Consider the following 14,061-nt stretch of genomic DNA (forward strand, 5'->3'; position numbering starts at 1 on the left):
GTTCGTAGGAAAGACTCTTCCTTTTTTCTAAAAAGCGATCGCATAACTCAATTACTGCACTATACACTTTGTCTGGTAAATTTTGGACAAAGTACCTTCTAAATTCTTCGTCTGTCATCCCTTATCTCTAATTAGGTCAACTTCCTTTTTTTAAAATATCCAAGATTTTACGAGATAGTTCCATTCCTGTTAAAAAATCTAAATTACCCGAAAACTTGAAAGTTTCTACTTTACTCGCTAAGTTGTCTGGCAGATCACCGACTTCATAGATCAGGAGAGTTCGGTCATAAAAAAGAGTCATGCAAGTTGCTAAATCCATATAAGCAATAGGATTGAATTGTTCAGATTGTTCTTCTTTTGGTAGACAAATTATCGCGCTATAACAAGACTTAATTTCATTAATTCTCGTAGTCACTGTTTCTAAGCTATTCGACTGCCTACGAGCTATATGTTTTAAGTTAACCATCTCGGCATCTAGTCCGCCTAAAGTATCGAATATAGTCTGAATTTGCCTCAAAAATTCTTCACTGTAATAGGATACAAATATTTTCTGAGGTTTATTTTTAGTAGGAATTGCTTGCATACCTAGGTTTGCTGGTCTTGTTTCTGGTGTAGTATTTGCTACAATATATTCAATAGACTGTAACAAGTCTGCTTTTCCTTTTTGAAAATCATTCGAGTTTACTGGCTTTCGTCTAACATCCAAGATTTCTATACCATTGCGAAATGGTTCATCTATCCGTTGATATGGAAATTCATTTGATGCTTCATTTACTAAAGGTTTTAACTTTTATTCTATAAATTCCTTAAACTTACTTGTCCAGAACTTCCAGTATCCTGTTTTGGAATGTTTATTCGCAAAGTTATCGTAATTAAATTTTTCTAGTTCTGACTTTAGTTCCTTAGCTTTTACGTTCATTTCGTTTTTATTCATTTTTATTCCTTCTTCTCCAAGGATAGATAAGCTCTTTCAGCGTGCTCCTGCCAATCTAGTCCATAATTTTCTTTCTCAGGGGATACTCTGATTCCGAATCTATAATCCAATCCTTTTAACACCAATAATACTACGATGAATGACCAGAAATGGATTAGAAATGAACCTAATAATTGCTTACCTAAATGAATCTTCTCGCCTTGGACAAAGAAAGCAGTAGCCACTCCTCCCCAAATACCGCAAAAGCAATGTACGGGAATAGCACCAACAGCATCATCAATTTTATTTTTGCTCAACCAATCAACACCCAAAATCACAATTACCCCAGAAACTATTCCTATCAATAAAGATTGATGTGGATTAACGGCATCAGAGGAAGCTGTTATTCCTACCAGACCCCCCAAGATGCCGTTGAGGATAGTTGAGAGGTCAACTTTGCGAGGTTTCTTGATCCACCTCGAGGCTATGACAGCCCAGGCGCTAGCACAGCCAGCGAGACTTGTGTTTAATACAATCTTCCCTACAGAGTCTGGTGAAAAATCCAACTAAACAGGTAAGGGGTCTCCCGTTATACCCGCGCATGTTAGCGGGTTTGTTCGCGAAGCGTCGGCTACGCCGAAGTTACCGTAAGATAGGGTCGCCTTATTAAAAAAGATTTAACCCTTTTCTGCATAGTCTGCTAACTATAAAGGCGACCCTATCTAAGGTTTCGTCTCCGGGGAATTACCTGACGGGGTATTCTGGCCCGTGGACATAACTCTTTAGTTGCTCAATCGTTACGCCGCCACAAGAGGCTACAAAATAATATCCTGTCGGTGAAAACCTTTTTGTCTGGTGTAAAACCGTTTTAAGTAATCAGAAAATCAGTAACGAATTAATCTACTAGTCACAGTCTTGATATTTGCTATTAGTTTAACTGGAGCGACTTTAGGGTTAAGGTCAACAAGTAAGTGAAGGTGATCTTTCTCTCCGTTAAATTCTACTAGGTTACAGTCCCATTTAACACAAGTGTCAGAGCAAATTTGCTTTAACCTGTTCGCGCAGCGGAGGCCGTAGGCCACATCAAAATTTGATCTGATATGACTTGTCATCTGTACTTTGTTACTAGTATAATATTTACAGTAATACGATAGATACACCGGTTTTTTTTGTGTAGTTACCTTTCATAACTATGGGATAAATGCTACAATAAAACCATGATACTCACTTACTGCTACCGGTTCAAGCCAAGTCCTGAACAAATCGCCACTATGGAGTGGTGGCTTGAACTTCTGCGTCGTCATTGGAATTACGCTTTGGGACAACGACTGAATTGGCTTCATCGGACTCGATCTCCGATTGATAGATGTAGTTTAGTCAGTGAGCCGATTGGTGAAATTCCAGAACCGGTCAGCTATTACACCCAACAAGCAGCTCTCAAGGAAACGAAACGTTTGTTTCCTGAGTACAAAAAAATCTATGCAGAAACTCAACAGGTGAATCTACAACGCCTTAACAAGGCGTGGGATAGATGGCGGAAACCTGATGCTAGCGGTAAACGTGGAGGTAGACCTCGTTTCAAAAAGACTGGCGAACTTCGCTCGTTTGTTTTTCCTAGGGTAAATAGTTCTAAGGCTGGGGCACATTTAATTGACGGCGTTTTAAAACTAAGTCGAATTGGATCGATGCCCGTCATAATGCACCGACCATTACCTAGAGGTTTTACCCTTAAACAATGTACTATTGTTCGGAAGGCAGATGGTTGGTACTGTTGCCTTTCAATGAAAGATGATACAGTTCCTGAAATACTGCCTATAGATTCAGTTAAAACTGCTGTCGGTATTGACGTTGGCTTGGAAAAATTCTTAACCACATCTGACGGGGAAGCGGTATCTATTCCGAAGTTTTACAGAAAAGCTCAGGACAAGCTAGCTCAGGCGCAAAAAGTTATGTCCCGTCGTGTCAAGGGATCTAAAAACTGGAAAAAAGCCAAGCACAAAGTGGCTTTATTGCACCTTCATTTAACCCGTTGTCGAAAGGAGTTTCATTATCAGGTTGCTCATTGGTTGTGTAATAAGTACGACTTAATTGCTCACGAAGACTTAAACATCAAAGGACTTGCTCGAAGTAAGTTAGCCAAATCAATACATGATGCAGCTTGGGGTGCATTTCTGGAGATATTGCAAGCAGTGGCGGTCAAACGCGGCTTGTTAGTCCAAGAAGTCAACCCACGGGGGACAAGTATTGAGTGCTTTAATTGTGGTTCTAGGGTTGAAAAAAGTTTGAGTGAGCGTGTTCATTGTTGTTTATGTTGTCAAGTCAAAATTGACCGTGATTGGAACAGTGGTATTAATATCTTAAATCGTGGATTAATGGCGGTCGGACTGCCGCTCAATGGCTGTGGTAAATCAATACAGGATATTGAGGAACAGCAAGTCTCATACGTGAGTTTGAGAAGCCCACATCATAATCTTTGATTTGATGTGGGAGTAGTCACAGTACTACCTGCGTTAAAGCCATACCACCCAAGCCACAAAATAAAAGTCCCCATCCCAGCAAGGGGTAAACTGTGGGGCTTTAACTCATTTTGTTCTCTTGGGGATAGCTGACTTTGACCATCAAACCTTCCTTTTCTTGGACCTAAAATGATGACGCAAGCTAAAGCAGCAGCTCCTCCAACAGAATGTACTACCAGAGAACCAGCAAAGTCATGGAATCCTTCATCTAGCCAGCCACCACCCCACACCCAAGACCCGCTGATGGGATAAACGAAGCCTGTAATAATAACTGTGAGTAAAAGATAGGCCCAGGGTTTGATGCGACCAGCAACAGCTCCGGAACAGATAGTTGCTGATGTGGCAGCAAAAGCAGCCTGAAAGAAAAAGTCTATGTAAACCGACAAGTCTTCAGCTCCTGCTCTGGGAACCAACTTGTTTAAGGCAACATAGGAGCTGCTCAGTCCTAAAACTCCTGGGATAACTATTACGTTTGGGTCAGGACTAGTGGCAGGGTGGTACATTAGAGCATACCCAAAGATAAAAAATACTACTATCCCTAAACAGACATCAGCAACATTCTTGAACAGTACGTTAACGGTGTTTTTGGCTGGGCTAAACCCTGCTTCTAGCATGGCAAATCCTAGCTGCATGGCAAATACTAAAATTCCTGCTATCAGCACCCAAAGATTATTGATTAAATAGATTAAATATTCCGGTGATTTGCTTATATCTTCCAGTACTTCTTTACTACATTCTTTGTCTATAGAATTTGCTAATACTTCCTGGGCAGAGGACGTATAAACTAAAATTAAAGGAATCAAGAATCCAGCTACTGCAATAAATAGGTATTTCGACCATTTCATTTTGGTTAAGAGTTCTTTAATAATCATTGGGCTTTATCAACTGCTCTATACTTCACCGAATTGAGAAATGCTATATTTGGAAATGCTATAGATTTCTTGACTAAGGGAACACCATGAACTGACATATCGAATCCCCATAGTTTTAACCTGGCTGTAAGTAATTAAGAGTTTAATCAACTCTTGATAGTGATTGCTTACTTGTCTTGACTATCAGTTTAGATATAACTCAGATAAAATTTATAAATTTTAATAACAATTAACTAAAGCTTTAACTATATAAAGCTTGGATAAAAAAAATATGATGAGAGAAAATTCGATAGTTTATCCCTTTATCCACAATGGATATCATCTATAGCATTTACAAGGGAACAGGGAACAGGGAATAGGGAACAGTAGGAAAGAACTTGAAGGATTTTTTGGTGTTATGAAAAAGCGATGCAGAGGTGCGACCCGTGGCGAATTTAATTCGCCTACGGAAAACGCACCTAAGCGGTCTTGACCACACTGCATCGCTACTCCCTACTCCCTACTCCCTACTCCCTACTCCCTACTCCCTAAAACCTAGGACAAGGTACTCAAGCCTTAACCCTTCTAGGCATAAACTTTTTGATAATAAGCTTGATACTCTTGGGATAGCAATGGTTGCCACCAATCCCGGTTGCTGAGATACCACTCAATAGTTTTACGTAGTCCACCTGCTAGGGTTTCTGTTGGTACCCAACCCAGTTCAGTTTTAATTTTAGTGGCATCAATAGCATAGCGACGGTCATGGCCTGGGCGGTCTTTGACAAAGGTAATTAACTGTTGTGCTGGAGCGACCGGTAGATCAGGGGCTAATTCATTCATCAGCTCGCAAATCTGGTGAACTAGGTCAAGGTTTTTGACTTCGTTATTGCCACCAATGTTATAGGTTTCTCCTGGTTGACCTTTGTGAATCACCACATCTAAAGCACGACAATGATCACCCACATAGAGCCAATCTCGAATATTTTGTCCATCCCCGTAGACTGGTAGAGATTTGCCCAACAGGATGTTGATGCACATCAGGGGAATTAATTTTTCGGGAAAATGATAGGGTCCGTAGTTATTGGAGCAATTGGTGATAATAGTCGGAACCCCATAGGTATGGTAATAAGCCCGGGCAAGATGGTCACTGCCAGCTTTGGAAGCAGAATAAGGACTGTTGGGGGCATAGGGTGTGGTTTCACAGAAGGCTGGGTCATCAGCACTTAGACTGCCATACACTTCATCGGTGGAAACATGGAGGAAGCGATAATCCCTTGGTTGTCCTTGATTTTGCCATTTTTGCCGGAAGGACTCTAGTAGGGTAAAGGAACCGACTACATTGGTGCGGATAAAGGCATCGGGTCCTAAAATGGAGCGGTCAACGTGGGATTCAGCAGCAAAGTGGGCGACGGTGTCGATGTTTTCTTCCTGTAGCAGGCGGTCTACTAAAACGCGATCGCATATGTCTCCCTGGACAAACCGCAAATTGGCTTTCTCTTCCAGACCAGCCAGATTCTGCCGGTTGCCAGCATAGGTCAGAGCATCTAGTACCACCACGCGATCGCCTGGGTACTGTTCACACCAGTGATGAACAAAATTCGAGCCAATAAATCCTGCACCACCTGTTACTAGTAATTGGCGAGGTTGTCTAGTAGTCAGGGATTTTTGTTCAGAATAATTCATGATTAGTTTGAGTATGTCAGTACTTCAGTTGGTTATTATAAAAAATAGGCAAAAGGTTAAAGGTTAAAGGTTAAAGGTTAAAGGTTAAAGGTTAAAGGTTAAAGGTTAAAGGTTAAAGGTTAAAGGCCATAAGTATTAAATAGGCAGGCAATATGCCAGCTATCAATAGGCTTTCATAAACAATAATTGACCCAAACAGCATCATCAAACTACCTTTTCAATAGAGAGGTCTAATTTTACCTAGTAGTAATGCTTAACGAGGTATTGGTTAACCATTAAACGTTATCAGTAAACCTACCCTACGGTAACCCCAAGGGCAAACAACCTGATCAACTTAAACCTGATAACCTTAAACCTGATAACCTTAAACCTTCAACCTTCAACAGTTAACTCACAAACTGTACTTAAGTTAATTCAACTTGTGAGTCATCACCAATCATGAATCGTAAGGCTTTTGGATGTTGGGGTGCAGCTTTAACTTTAGCTCTTTCTCCAATTAAACTATCAACAATTCGTTGATGAATTCCCGTTAATTTAGCACCTTTTAGAATCACGCTATGCTCAATGTCAGCATCTACTAGAGTAGCTTGTTCAGCAATGCTAGTATATGGACCAATAAAGCAGTTTTCCAGATGGCAGTTTTCACCAATGGTAACTGGACCACGAATGGTACAATTAGTAATATAAGACCCCTTACCAATCTTTACCCGTCCGCTAATTTGACTTTCGGAGTCAATTTCACCATCAACATCAGATTCTAGACAAGTATCTAAAATAATCTGGTTAGCAGCTAGTAAGTCATCTTTTTTACCAGTATCCAGCCACCAACCTTTGAGTTTAAAAGCTTCTACATTTTTTTGCTGATCAATCAAGTATTGAATCGCATCGGTAATTTCCAGTTCCCCTCTAGCAGAAGGCTGGATGTTAGCAATTGCTTGATGGATAACAGGAGAAAATAGGTAAACACCTACCAGTGCGAGATTAGAAGGAGGAACTTTGGGTTTTTCTACTAGCTGCAACACTCGCCCAAATTCATCGACTTTGGCAACACCAAAAGCAGTAGGATTTTCTACTTCCCTTAGCAAAGTCAGAGCATCCAGATTTTTATTCTGGAAATTCTCTACAAATAAGTTCAGCTCACTTTGAACCAAGTTGTCTCCCAAGTACATTACAAAGGGAGAATCTCCCAGAAAGGGTTGGGCGACTTTAACGGCGTGGGCAAGTCCTAAGGGTTGGTCTTGGAGGATATAGGTAATGTTGGCTCCGAAGCGATCGCCATTTCCTGTTTTAGCCTTAACTTCTTCCCCAGTTTCAGGACTGATAATAATACCGATATCAGTAATACCAGCAGCGATAATCGCTTCAAGCCCATACCACAAAATTGGTTTATTAGCAACAGGTACTAACTGTTTGGCACCAGTATAAGTTAGGGGACGTAAACGAGTGCCTTTTCCCCCAGAAAGAATTAGTGCTTTCATAAGCTATATAAAATCCTCACTATAAAGTCTGAAATATGAAATATGAATTATTAAGGTTGAAGGTTAAAGGTTAGCAGGTTGAAGGTTGAAGGTTGTTTGGTTGAAGGTTGTTTGGTTGAAGGTTGTTCGCGTAGCGTGGCCTTTTGGCCAAGGTTGTTCGCGTAGCGTGGCCAAAGGCCAAGGTTAGCAGGTTGTTCGCGTAGCGTGGCCAAAGGCCAAGGTTAGCAGGTTGAACGCGATGGACGAAGTCCCGCTTTCAGCGATCGCGTGGCCTATTGGCCAAGGTTGAAGGTTTAAGGGTGAACTTGAACTATAGCGGTTTTCATAGTAATCAGGTACACAGGATTTTTTTCCAATTCCCGATTCCCGATTCCCGATTCCCGACTCCCGATTCCCGATTCCCTACTCCCTACTCCCTACTCCCTACTCCCTACTCCCTCCTCCCTACTCCCTACTCCCTACTCCCTACTCCCTACTCCCTATGCTTATAGCAATTACCCAAGCTTGTGATAAAGTTCTGCTAACATTTGCCTCAAGGATTGACGCCAATGGGGCGGATAGGTTCCCAAGGTTTGGGATATTTTCTGGTTTGAGAGAACTGAGTAAGCTGGACGCTGAGCAGGAGTGGGGTATTCTGGGGTAGTAATTGGGACAACTCGCTGCAATTTTAAGGGGAAGCCCAGGAGTTTGGCTTCTTCAAAGATGGCAACGGCAAAGTCATACCAACTAGTGACACCACTGTTGGTGAAGTGATAGATTCCTCCTACCACTGGATTAGAATCCATTGCTTGCAAAAGTTGAGTAATGGTTACTGCTATATCCTTAGCCCAGGTAGGAGTACCCACTTGATCCGCTACCACCCGAAGCTCTTCTCGCTCAGCCCCCAGTCGTAGCATGGTTTTGACAAAGTTGCCATGACCACGAGTACCGTAAACCCAAGCAGTCCTCAGGATGAGAATGCGATCGCATTTTTGCTGCACCCCTTCTTCCCCTTGCAGTTTCGACTTACCATAGGAACCGATGGGGTTAGGAGTGTCTTGCTCCGTGTAAGGAGTATTTTTTTTGCCATCGAACACATAGTCAGTGGAAATATGGAGCAGGATGGCTCCTAAATTCTGAGCTTCCTCTGCCATGATGGTTGGAGCAACAGCATTAATCGATTTAGCCAGTGCCAGTTCTGTCTCTGCTTTATCCACAGCCGTGTAAGCCGCTGCATTGACAATCACGTCAGGCTTAATCTGATGAATTACCTGACGAATACTCTCTGGCTCAGCTAAGTCCATATCCGAGCGCCCCACACCGATTACTTGGCCTAGGGGACTCAGAGTATCTTCCAACTCTTGACCCACTTGTCCAGTGATGCCAGTGAGTAAGATTTTTTTCATTAAAAAACCTCGGCTGTTTTGAAAGACTTACCCGCTTGATCTTTAGCCGACAGACTAGGAGAGTCGGTCAGAGGCCAATGAATGGCTAGGTCAGGGTCATTCCACAAAATAGTCCGCTCGTGATCAGGAGCGTAGAAGTCGGTAGTCTTATATAAAACTTCAGCGAATTCAGAGACCACCAGGAATCCGTGAGCGAATCCAGCCGGAATCCAGATTTGTTGTTTATTTTCTGCACTCAGCAAACAACTAACCCACTGTCCAAAGGTCGGGGAGCTTTTTCTGATATCCACTGCCACATCAAATACAGTCCCCAGTAAAACCCGCACCAATTTACCTTGGGGCTGTTGAATCTGGTAGTGTAATCCTCGAAGCACTCCTTGGGCTGAACGGGAATAGTTATCCTGGACAAACTCAGCGGTGATCCCAGCTTTATCTGCTAGAACTCTTTTGTTGTAGCTTTCAAAGAAAAAACCACGGTCATCACCAAAGACGCGGGGTTCAATAATTAAGACTTCTGGTATTTTGGTTTCAATAACATTCATAGAGTTCTCTGGTGGATTAGCGAAGCGCGTTAAAGTGACCAACTACTCATCAAGTTTGTGTTATCTACACTGAAAGAATTTCAAGATTTTGTAAACTTTTTGTGAAATATATCAGTTTCACACTTTACACCCTAGTCGTCTGTTAATTGAAAACAAACAAGATTGATAGGGGAGTAATTATAGTAGTCTGCACTCAATTAGACTACACCTAGTTGTGTAGAAAGGGAGGGATGGCAAGATGGGGAAGATGGCTCTAGGCTTAATCTGACAAACTTTTGTATTCTACTGAGTTTCTAATTGTTATCAGGATTTCGGAATCGAAAAAATTAAATTAACTAAAAGTCCTTGACCTTGGCCTATTGGCCACGCTACGCGAACGGTCACGCTACGCGAACAGATTACCGATTAGCCATTACTTCAAGAACAAAATTACGAAATAGCACTACTACCTCTGGGATGATTTGATGTCCCATGTCAAATTCTTGATACTTGACCTGTATCCCTAAACCAGTTAAAGTATCTCTAGCATTGTGAGCAGCCATTAACGGTACAACCTCGTCTTGTCTGCCATGAACTATCAAAATCGGTGGTAACGATGAGCTTGTAGGAAGTTGGGGTTCGCTATGTAAATAGCCACTCATGGATACTAAGCCTGCTATTGGCAAGGCTAACCCTACATCTAATGTCATGGCTCCGCCTTGAGAAAATCCACTCAGAATGGTGCGGGATAGGGGCACGCCAGTGCTCACTTCGTTCGCGTAGCGTGGCCTTTTGGCCAGGGATTCGAGCCAATCAATCAGCTTCTGTCTGCTTTCGGTTAAGCCTTGATAGCCGGGGACATTCAGATCATACCACATTTTCCCCCCAGGTACAGCAGGATGGTCAAAGGGAGCTTCAGCAAATAGAAACTGATAGTCTGGTAAGTTTAGCGCCTTAGCCAAAGATACCAAATCTTCGGAGTTGGCTCCAAAGCCGTGTAAGCAGACAATTAATCCAGTTGGTGGTTGATTGTTGGTAGGGGCAACGTTAATATACTTCAGTGACAACGAATTATCTCCAGAATCAGAGTAGATGATCTCTTGAGAATTGTAAGCTTTTCGGCAACCAGTTGATAACAGAGTTATTCCCAGAGCTCCTAAACTTTGGAATAGAAATTTTCGTCGCTTAAATGGATTGAGTTTCACAATTAATAGGTTTTTGAACGCGATCGCGTGGCCTATTGGCCAAGGTTGGGAGGTTGTTCGCGAAGCGTGGCCTATTGGCCAAGGTTGGCAGGTTTGAGGTTGGCAGGTTGTTCGCGAAGCGTGGCCTATTGGCCAAGGTTGGCAGGTTGTTCGCGAAGCGTGGCCTATTGGCCAAGGTTGGGAGTTTGTTCGCGAAGCGTGGCCTATTGGCCAAGGTTGGGAGGTTGTTCGCGAAGCGTGGCCTATTGGCCAAGGTTGGGAGGTTGTTCGCGAAGCGTGGCCTATTGGCCAAGGTTGGGAGGTTGTTCGCGAAGCGTGGCCTATTGGCCAAGGTTGGCAGGTTTGAGGTTGGCAGGTTGTTCGCGAAGCGTGGCCTATTGGCCAAGGTTGGGAGGTTGAAGGGTTGAAGGTTGAACGTGATCGCGTGGCCTATTGGCCAAGGTTGAGGGGTGAAGGTTGAAGGGTTGAACGTGATCGCGTGGCCTATTGGCCAAGGTTGGAGGTTGAAGGGTTGGAGGTGGTTTTTGTCCAGGCGTCCGTTGTAGGGTAGGTTGGAGTTTGATGATTGACGGTGAGGGAATCTCAAATTCTAGCAGTCGCCAGGGCAGGCGCGGACATGACAAAAGTCTCAAACCTAAGTAAGCGCAAGAGTTTGACTTCTGACTTCTGACTTCTGACTTTTGACTTCTGACTTCTGACTTCTGACTTCTGACTTCTGACTTCTGACTTCTGACTTCTGACTTCTGCTATAACATTACTGATTACACTCAATCGTTCCACCATTGACCAACCCCTTGCTTGTTGCTTTTGCTTGAGAAAACTGCACAGGTTAAATAGCATGACATCTATATACTAGTGGAGTGCTGTCTCAATCGGTTATGGATGCATCTAGATACTCGACAATTCGGGTATTTGACCCAGCCAATAACGAAGAAGGCTACAAAGTCTGCCATCAACAGCAAGCACAGGAGTTTTTTGAACAAACACTCCTGGGATTACATCCAAAGGAAAGATTATCAGCTCAGTGGGAGCGAGATATCCAGGATTTACTGCTATCCTGGTTTCGCCCTGAGCTATCTACTGTTGATCCTACATGCCAGGCGTTAGCTGGACTTTGTCTTCGGTGCTATGTTTCTTCCTCGATCCTAAAGGCTTGTAAAACACTAGCGAGTCAGTTTTGCCTTGACTATCGGTTAACTTACCGTGAGCTGCTATCCTATGTACTCAATGATGATGGCAAAACTCCGATTATTCTCGATAGTGATGGCAAAGCTCAACTGGTTGTTAATAAGCAAGGTGACATTGAACCTGGACTTGGTCAGTTTTTTACGATTGATGTCTTGGCAAGCTATCGTCTGAACTCATCAGCTCGCCTCAGTTTGGACAATTGGGCATATCTTAAAACCAAACAACATCCTGAGATCAAACGTTGCTTAGCTGAACAGGGATTGCCCTTGTCCAGTAACTGGTCACTGTTGGGACGAGTTAAACTCAGACATCTTGAACAGCTCTATCCACGCGATCGCAAACTAGTTGAAACGTTCCATACTGTCTATTCTCAAGACAGACAACAGCAACGGCGCAATAGAGTTAACCATAGAGTTAAGCATAGAGTCAACCATAGAGTTAACCAATGCCTTGAGCCTAGGGATGACCAACTCCAAGACATGCTCCACCTGTTGCCAGAACGTGGTGTTATAATCAATTCCACCAAAGAGCTTCACAAAGAACTAACCAGGATAGCCAAGGGTCTGCAAGAGGAGGAGATTTGGAGCCGCAGAGGAAGTCCGATCTGGGAACCTCTAGAAGCACGGGATCCAGAAACTGGCGAGTATGTCCCGAAAGAATTACCTGATCTAAACTCTATTAATACCATAGATCATTTAGGACAATCTGAATTGCAGGATTTTCTTGAACAGGGACTGATTGAGGTTTTAGATCACGCTATAGCGCAAGCGTTGGCTGAGCACATTGCCTCTTTAGAGCAAAAGCGCCGTTACGCTTGTTTTGCTTCAAAGGTTATCCCAGGTTTCCGATTCCTTTACTGTGAGGGTAAGTCTCTTAAAGAGATAGCAACCCTTTTGAATATGACCAATCATTCCCAAGCCAGCCGAGTCTTGGCACCAGGGAAACTGCTGAATCGCGTTCAGTATCTGAGTGTAGAAAATTTTTTCCAGCTTATCTCAACAACTACTAAAGGATTAGCTCTGGAAAAAAATGCCACAAAGCTCGATTATTTGAGTAACCTGATGCAGGAATTCGAGGCTTTCTTGAACACACAATTTTTTCAAGAAGCGGTAGCCGAACTGAGTACTTCTAAAACCCGTTCAATGACTAGTTTATATGCTCAGCGACTGTGCCGATATCTAGATGAACACAAGGATAAAACTAATGAATAATGCTAGGATAGATTCCAGGGATATAACCCTTTCAACTCTAGAAGTATTTTGGCTCGAACCTGAAGACTTTGACCAAGCGAAAAAGATTAGTAAAAAATTGAATAATGAGGCAAACCATTGGCAAAATTATCGAAATGGTTTAGCGTTATTTGGGTTTGAAAGATGGTTAGAAGAACGGGTTGATAAGCTACAAATTAATAATGATAAATGTTCGGTGTTTCAACCAGACTATGCTAATCTGATTGAAACGGTATGTAATTTGAGAGTTGGGGATTTTAATCTGTGTATACTTGTCACGGAAAATCTCCTAGAGCCAGGGGTTAATGTTCCAATAGCTGCTGTTGAATTACCAGAAATTGCCGCTCATTTCTATATCATAATTGAGGTTAAAGAAACCCAAGAACACGGTATTATTAGAGGTTTTTTACGTCACGACGAGTTGGTTAAATATCGCGAATCAGCTAACTTACCACAAGGTAACCGTAACTATAATTTACCTCTGTCTTTATTTGATGAGCAACCAAATCATTTACTGCACTACTTGCGTTGGTTAGATTCTCAAGAGATCACAATTCCAGTTGCTGATACTAAGCGTTCTGTTCAGGAAATCCTACCATTCTTTGCTGAAACAGCCATTAATACAGCAGAGTGGCTGCGAGGAGAAATGGATCAGTTAGCAAGCTGTTTATCTTGGCAACTGCTTCCTGACTATACTTTTTCTAAGCCATCGATGCGTCGGATTAGTCCAGTATCGGATGAACCGGACAGATATCGAGCGATCGCTAAAGAGTTGAGACGACAAAAAGGATTAATTGTTCCGGCTCATGCTCGTGGCTCTTACCAAACTGTTAATTTAAATGGCATTCTGTTCAAACTATGTGCTGTTACCTGGTTCATTTACCAGAAAGCACCAGAAGATACTCGAGAATGGGCATTGCTATTGCTAATCGAAGACTGTCTTGGTAATACACTTCCCCCTGGTATGAAGTTACGAATCAGTGAATTCACTGGTGTTGTCTCTGAAGCGGTATTGGTAAATGAACGTTATCTCCATGTTGCAGTAGCAGGTAGCTGGAACCAAAAATTTGTAGTAACCATTTCTTTAAGTAA

Annotated in this window: 16 protein-coding genes and 1 pseudogene; 5 read left to right on the forward strand and 12 right to left on the reverse strand. The window is 42.6% G+C overall.

The genetic code is table 11. The features are described 5' to 3' along the window. Nucleotides 1–136: 136 nt before the first annotated feature. The 3 genes and pseudogenes from F6K49_RS27465 to tnpA form a co-directional block, all read right to left on the reverse strand. Nucleotides 137–706, reverse strand: a complete 570-nt coding sequence (locus F6K49_RS27465) for a hypothetical protein (RefSeq protein WP_293101698.1) — start codon at nt 704–706, stop codon at nt 137–139. 230 nt (nt 707–936) lie between these two features. Continuing rightward, on the reverse strand, nt 937–1,479 hold the full coding sequence (locus tag F6K49_RS27470) for a hypothetical protein (protein ID WP_293101701.1): 543 nt from the start codon (nt 1,477–1,479) through the stop codon (nt 937–939). A 178-nt stretch (nt 1,480–1,657) separates the two neighbouring features. Further along, nucleotides 1,658–2,217, reverse strand: a pseudogene (gene tnpA / locus F6K49_RS27475) (IS200/IS605 family transposase). On the opposite strand from tnpA, the gene F6K49_RS27480 reads away from it, so the two are divergent. Further along, nucleotides 2,185–3,390, forward strand: coding sequence for a transposase (locus F6K49_RS27480; protein WP_293101705.1), 1,206 nt, complete (start codon nt 2,185–2,187; stop codon nt 3,388–3,390). The pseudogene tnpA and the gene F6K49_RS27480 overlap by 33 nt on opposite strands. Here the strand turns inward: F6K49_RS27480 and F6K49_RS27485 are convergent. Beyond that, nucleotides 3,378–4,274: a hypothetical protein gene (locus F6K49_RS27485; RefSeq protein WP_293101709.1), complete on the reverse strand. Its 897-nt coding sequence runs from the start codon at nt 4,272–4,274 to the stop codon at nt 3,378–3,380. The genes F6K49_RS27480 and F6K49_RS27485 overlap by 13 nt on opposite strands. Nucleotides 4,275–4,726: 452 nt before the next feature. On the opposite strand from F6K49_RS27485, the gene F6K49_RS27490 reads away from it, so the two are divergent. Then, entirely contained in the window at nt 4,727–4,939 is a 213-nt protein-coding gene (locus tag F6K49_RS27490; RefSeq protein WP_293101712.1) for a hypothetical protein, read from the forward strand. Here F6K49_RS27490 and rfbB read toward each other — a convergent pair. The 3 genes from rfbB to F6K49_RS27505 form a co-directional block, all read right to left on the reverse strand. Next, entirely contained in the window at nt 4,866–5,963 is a 1,098-nt protein-coding gene (gene rfbB / locus F6K49_RS27495; RefSeq protein ID WP_293101715.1) for a dTDP-glucose 4,6-dehydratase, read from the reverse strand. The genes F6K49_RS27490 and rfbB overlap by 74 nt on opposite strands. Before the next feature lie 404 nt (nt 5,964–6,367). Then, nucleotides 6,368–7,441, reverse strand: a complete 1,074-nt coding sequence (locus F6K49_RS27500) for a glucose-1-phosphate thymidylyltransferase (protein ID WP_293101718.1) — start codon at nt 7,439–7,441, stop codon at nt 6,368–6,370. 50 nt (nt 7,442–7,491) lie between these two features. Beyond that, a complete protein-coding gene (locus F6K49_RS27505; protein WP_293018436.1) occupies nt 7,492–7,653 on the reverse strand; it encodes a hypothetical protein in 162 nt (53 codons plus the stop codon). Between the two features lie 63 nt (nt 7,654–7,716). Here F6K49_RS27505 and F6K49_RS27510 point away from each other — a divergent pair, with 63 nt between their 5' ends. Then, nucleotides 7,717–7,932, forward strand: a complete 216-nt coding sequence (locus F6K49_RS27510) for a hypothetical protein (RefSeq protein ID WP_293081593.1) — start codon at nt 7,717–7,719, stop codon at nt 7,930–7,932. Between the two features lie 3 nt (nt 7,933–7,935). Here F6K49_RS27510 and rfbD read toward each other — a convergent pair whose 3' ends face one another. The 5 genes from rfbD to F6K49_RS27535 form a co-directional block, all read right to left on the reverse strand. Beyond that, entirely contained in the window at nt 7,936–8,826 is an 891-nt protein-coding gene (rfbD, locus tag F6K49_RS27515; RefSeq protein ID WP_293101721.1) for a dTDP-4-dehydrorhamnose reductase, read from the reverse strand. Continuing rightward, nucleotides 8,826–9,368, reverse strand: a complete 543-nt coding sequence (gene rfbC, locus F6K49_RS27520; RefSeq protein WP_293070315.1) for a dTDP-4-dehydrorhamnose 3,5-epimerase — start codon at nt 9,366–9,368, stop codon at nt 8,826–8,828. The genes rfbD and rfbC overlap by 1 nt, the downstream gene beginning before the upstream one ends. Before the next feature lie 398 nt (nt 9,369–9,766). Continuing rightward, nucleotides 9,767–10,414 (reverse strand): alpha/beta hydrolase, encoded by a 648-nt coding sequence (locus tag F6K49_RS27525; RefSeq protein WP_293070342.1) that lies wholly within the window; start codon nt 10,412–10,414, stop codon nt 9,767–9,769. A 118-nt stretch (nt 10,415–10,532) separates the two neighbouring features. Then, on the reverse strand, nt 10,533–11,138 hold the full coding sequence (locus tag F6K49_RS27530; protein WP_293081599.1) for a hypothetical protein: 606 nt from the start codon (nt 11,136–11,138) through the stop codon (nt 10,533–10,535). Further along, nucleotides 11,135–11,392, reverse strand: a complete 258-nt coding sequence (locus F6K49_RS27535; RefSeq protein ID WP_293044942.1) for a hypothetical protein — start codon at nt 11,390–11,392, stop codon at nt 11,135–11,137. Before F6K49_RS27535 ends, F6K49_RS27530 begins: the two co-directional genes overlap by 4 nt. 38 nt (nt 11,393–11,430) lie before the next feature. On the opposite strand from F6K49_RS27535, the gene F6K49_RS27540 reads away from it, so the two are divergent. Further along, the gene (locus F6K49_RS27540; RefSeq protein WP_293070311.1) at nt 11,431–12,951 is read left to right on the forward strand and encodes a hypothetical protein; all 1,521 of its coding nucleotides are present in this window, start codon (nt 11,431–11,433) and stop codon (nt 12,949–12,951) included. Beyond that, the coding region (locus tag F6K49_RS27545) for a DUF1822 family protein (RefSeq protein WP_293101726.1) at nt 12,944–14,061 on the forward strand (1,118 nt) is incomplete at its 3' end. The genes F6K49_RS27540 and F6K49_RS27545, both read left to right, overlap by 8 nt.

The sequence above is a fragment of the Moorena sp. SIO3I6 genome, from assembly GCF_010672095.1.

Excerpts from the sequence above, each read along its gene's own strand:
- F6K49_RS27535 (WP_293044942.1), bottom strand. The coding sequence starts at position 11,392 with ATGCTATTTAACCTGTGCAGTTTTCTCAAGCAAAAGCAACAAGCAAGG.
- rfbD (WP_293101721.1), bottom strand. The coding sequence starts at position 8,826 with ATGAAAAAAATCTTACTCACTGGCATCACTGGACAAGTGGGTCAAGAG.
- rfbC (WP_293070315.1), bottom strand. The coding sequence starts at position 9,368 with ATGAATGTTATTGAAACCAAAATACCAGAAGTCTTAATTATTGAACCC.
- F6K49_RS27540 (WP_293070311.1), top strand. The coding sequence starts at position 11,431 with ATGGATGCATCTAGATACTCGACAATTCGGGTATTTGACCCAGCCAAT.
- F6K49_RS27485 (WP_293101709.1), bottom strand. The coding sequence starts at position 4,274 with ATGAAATGGTCGAAATACCTATTTATTGCAGTAGCTGGATTCTTGATT.
- F6K49_RS27500 (WP_293101718.1), bottom strand. The coding sequence starts at position 7,441 with ATGAAAGCACTAATTCTTTCTGGGGGAAAAGGCACTCGTTTACGTCCC.
- F6K49_RS27480 (WP_293101705.1), top strand. The coding sequence starts at position 2,185 with ATGGAGTGGTGGCTTGAACTTCTGCGTCGTCATTGGAATTACGCTTTG.
- rfbB (WP_293101715.1), bottom strand. The coding sequence starts at position 5,963 with ATGAATTATTCTGAACAAAAATCCCTGACTACTAGACAACCTCGCCAA.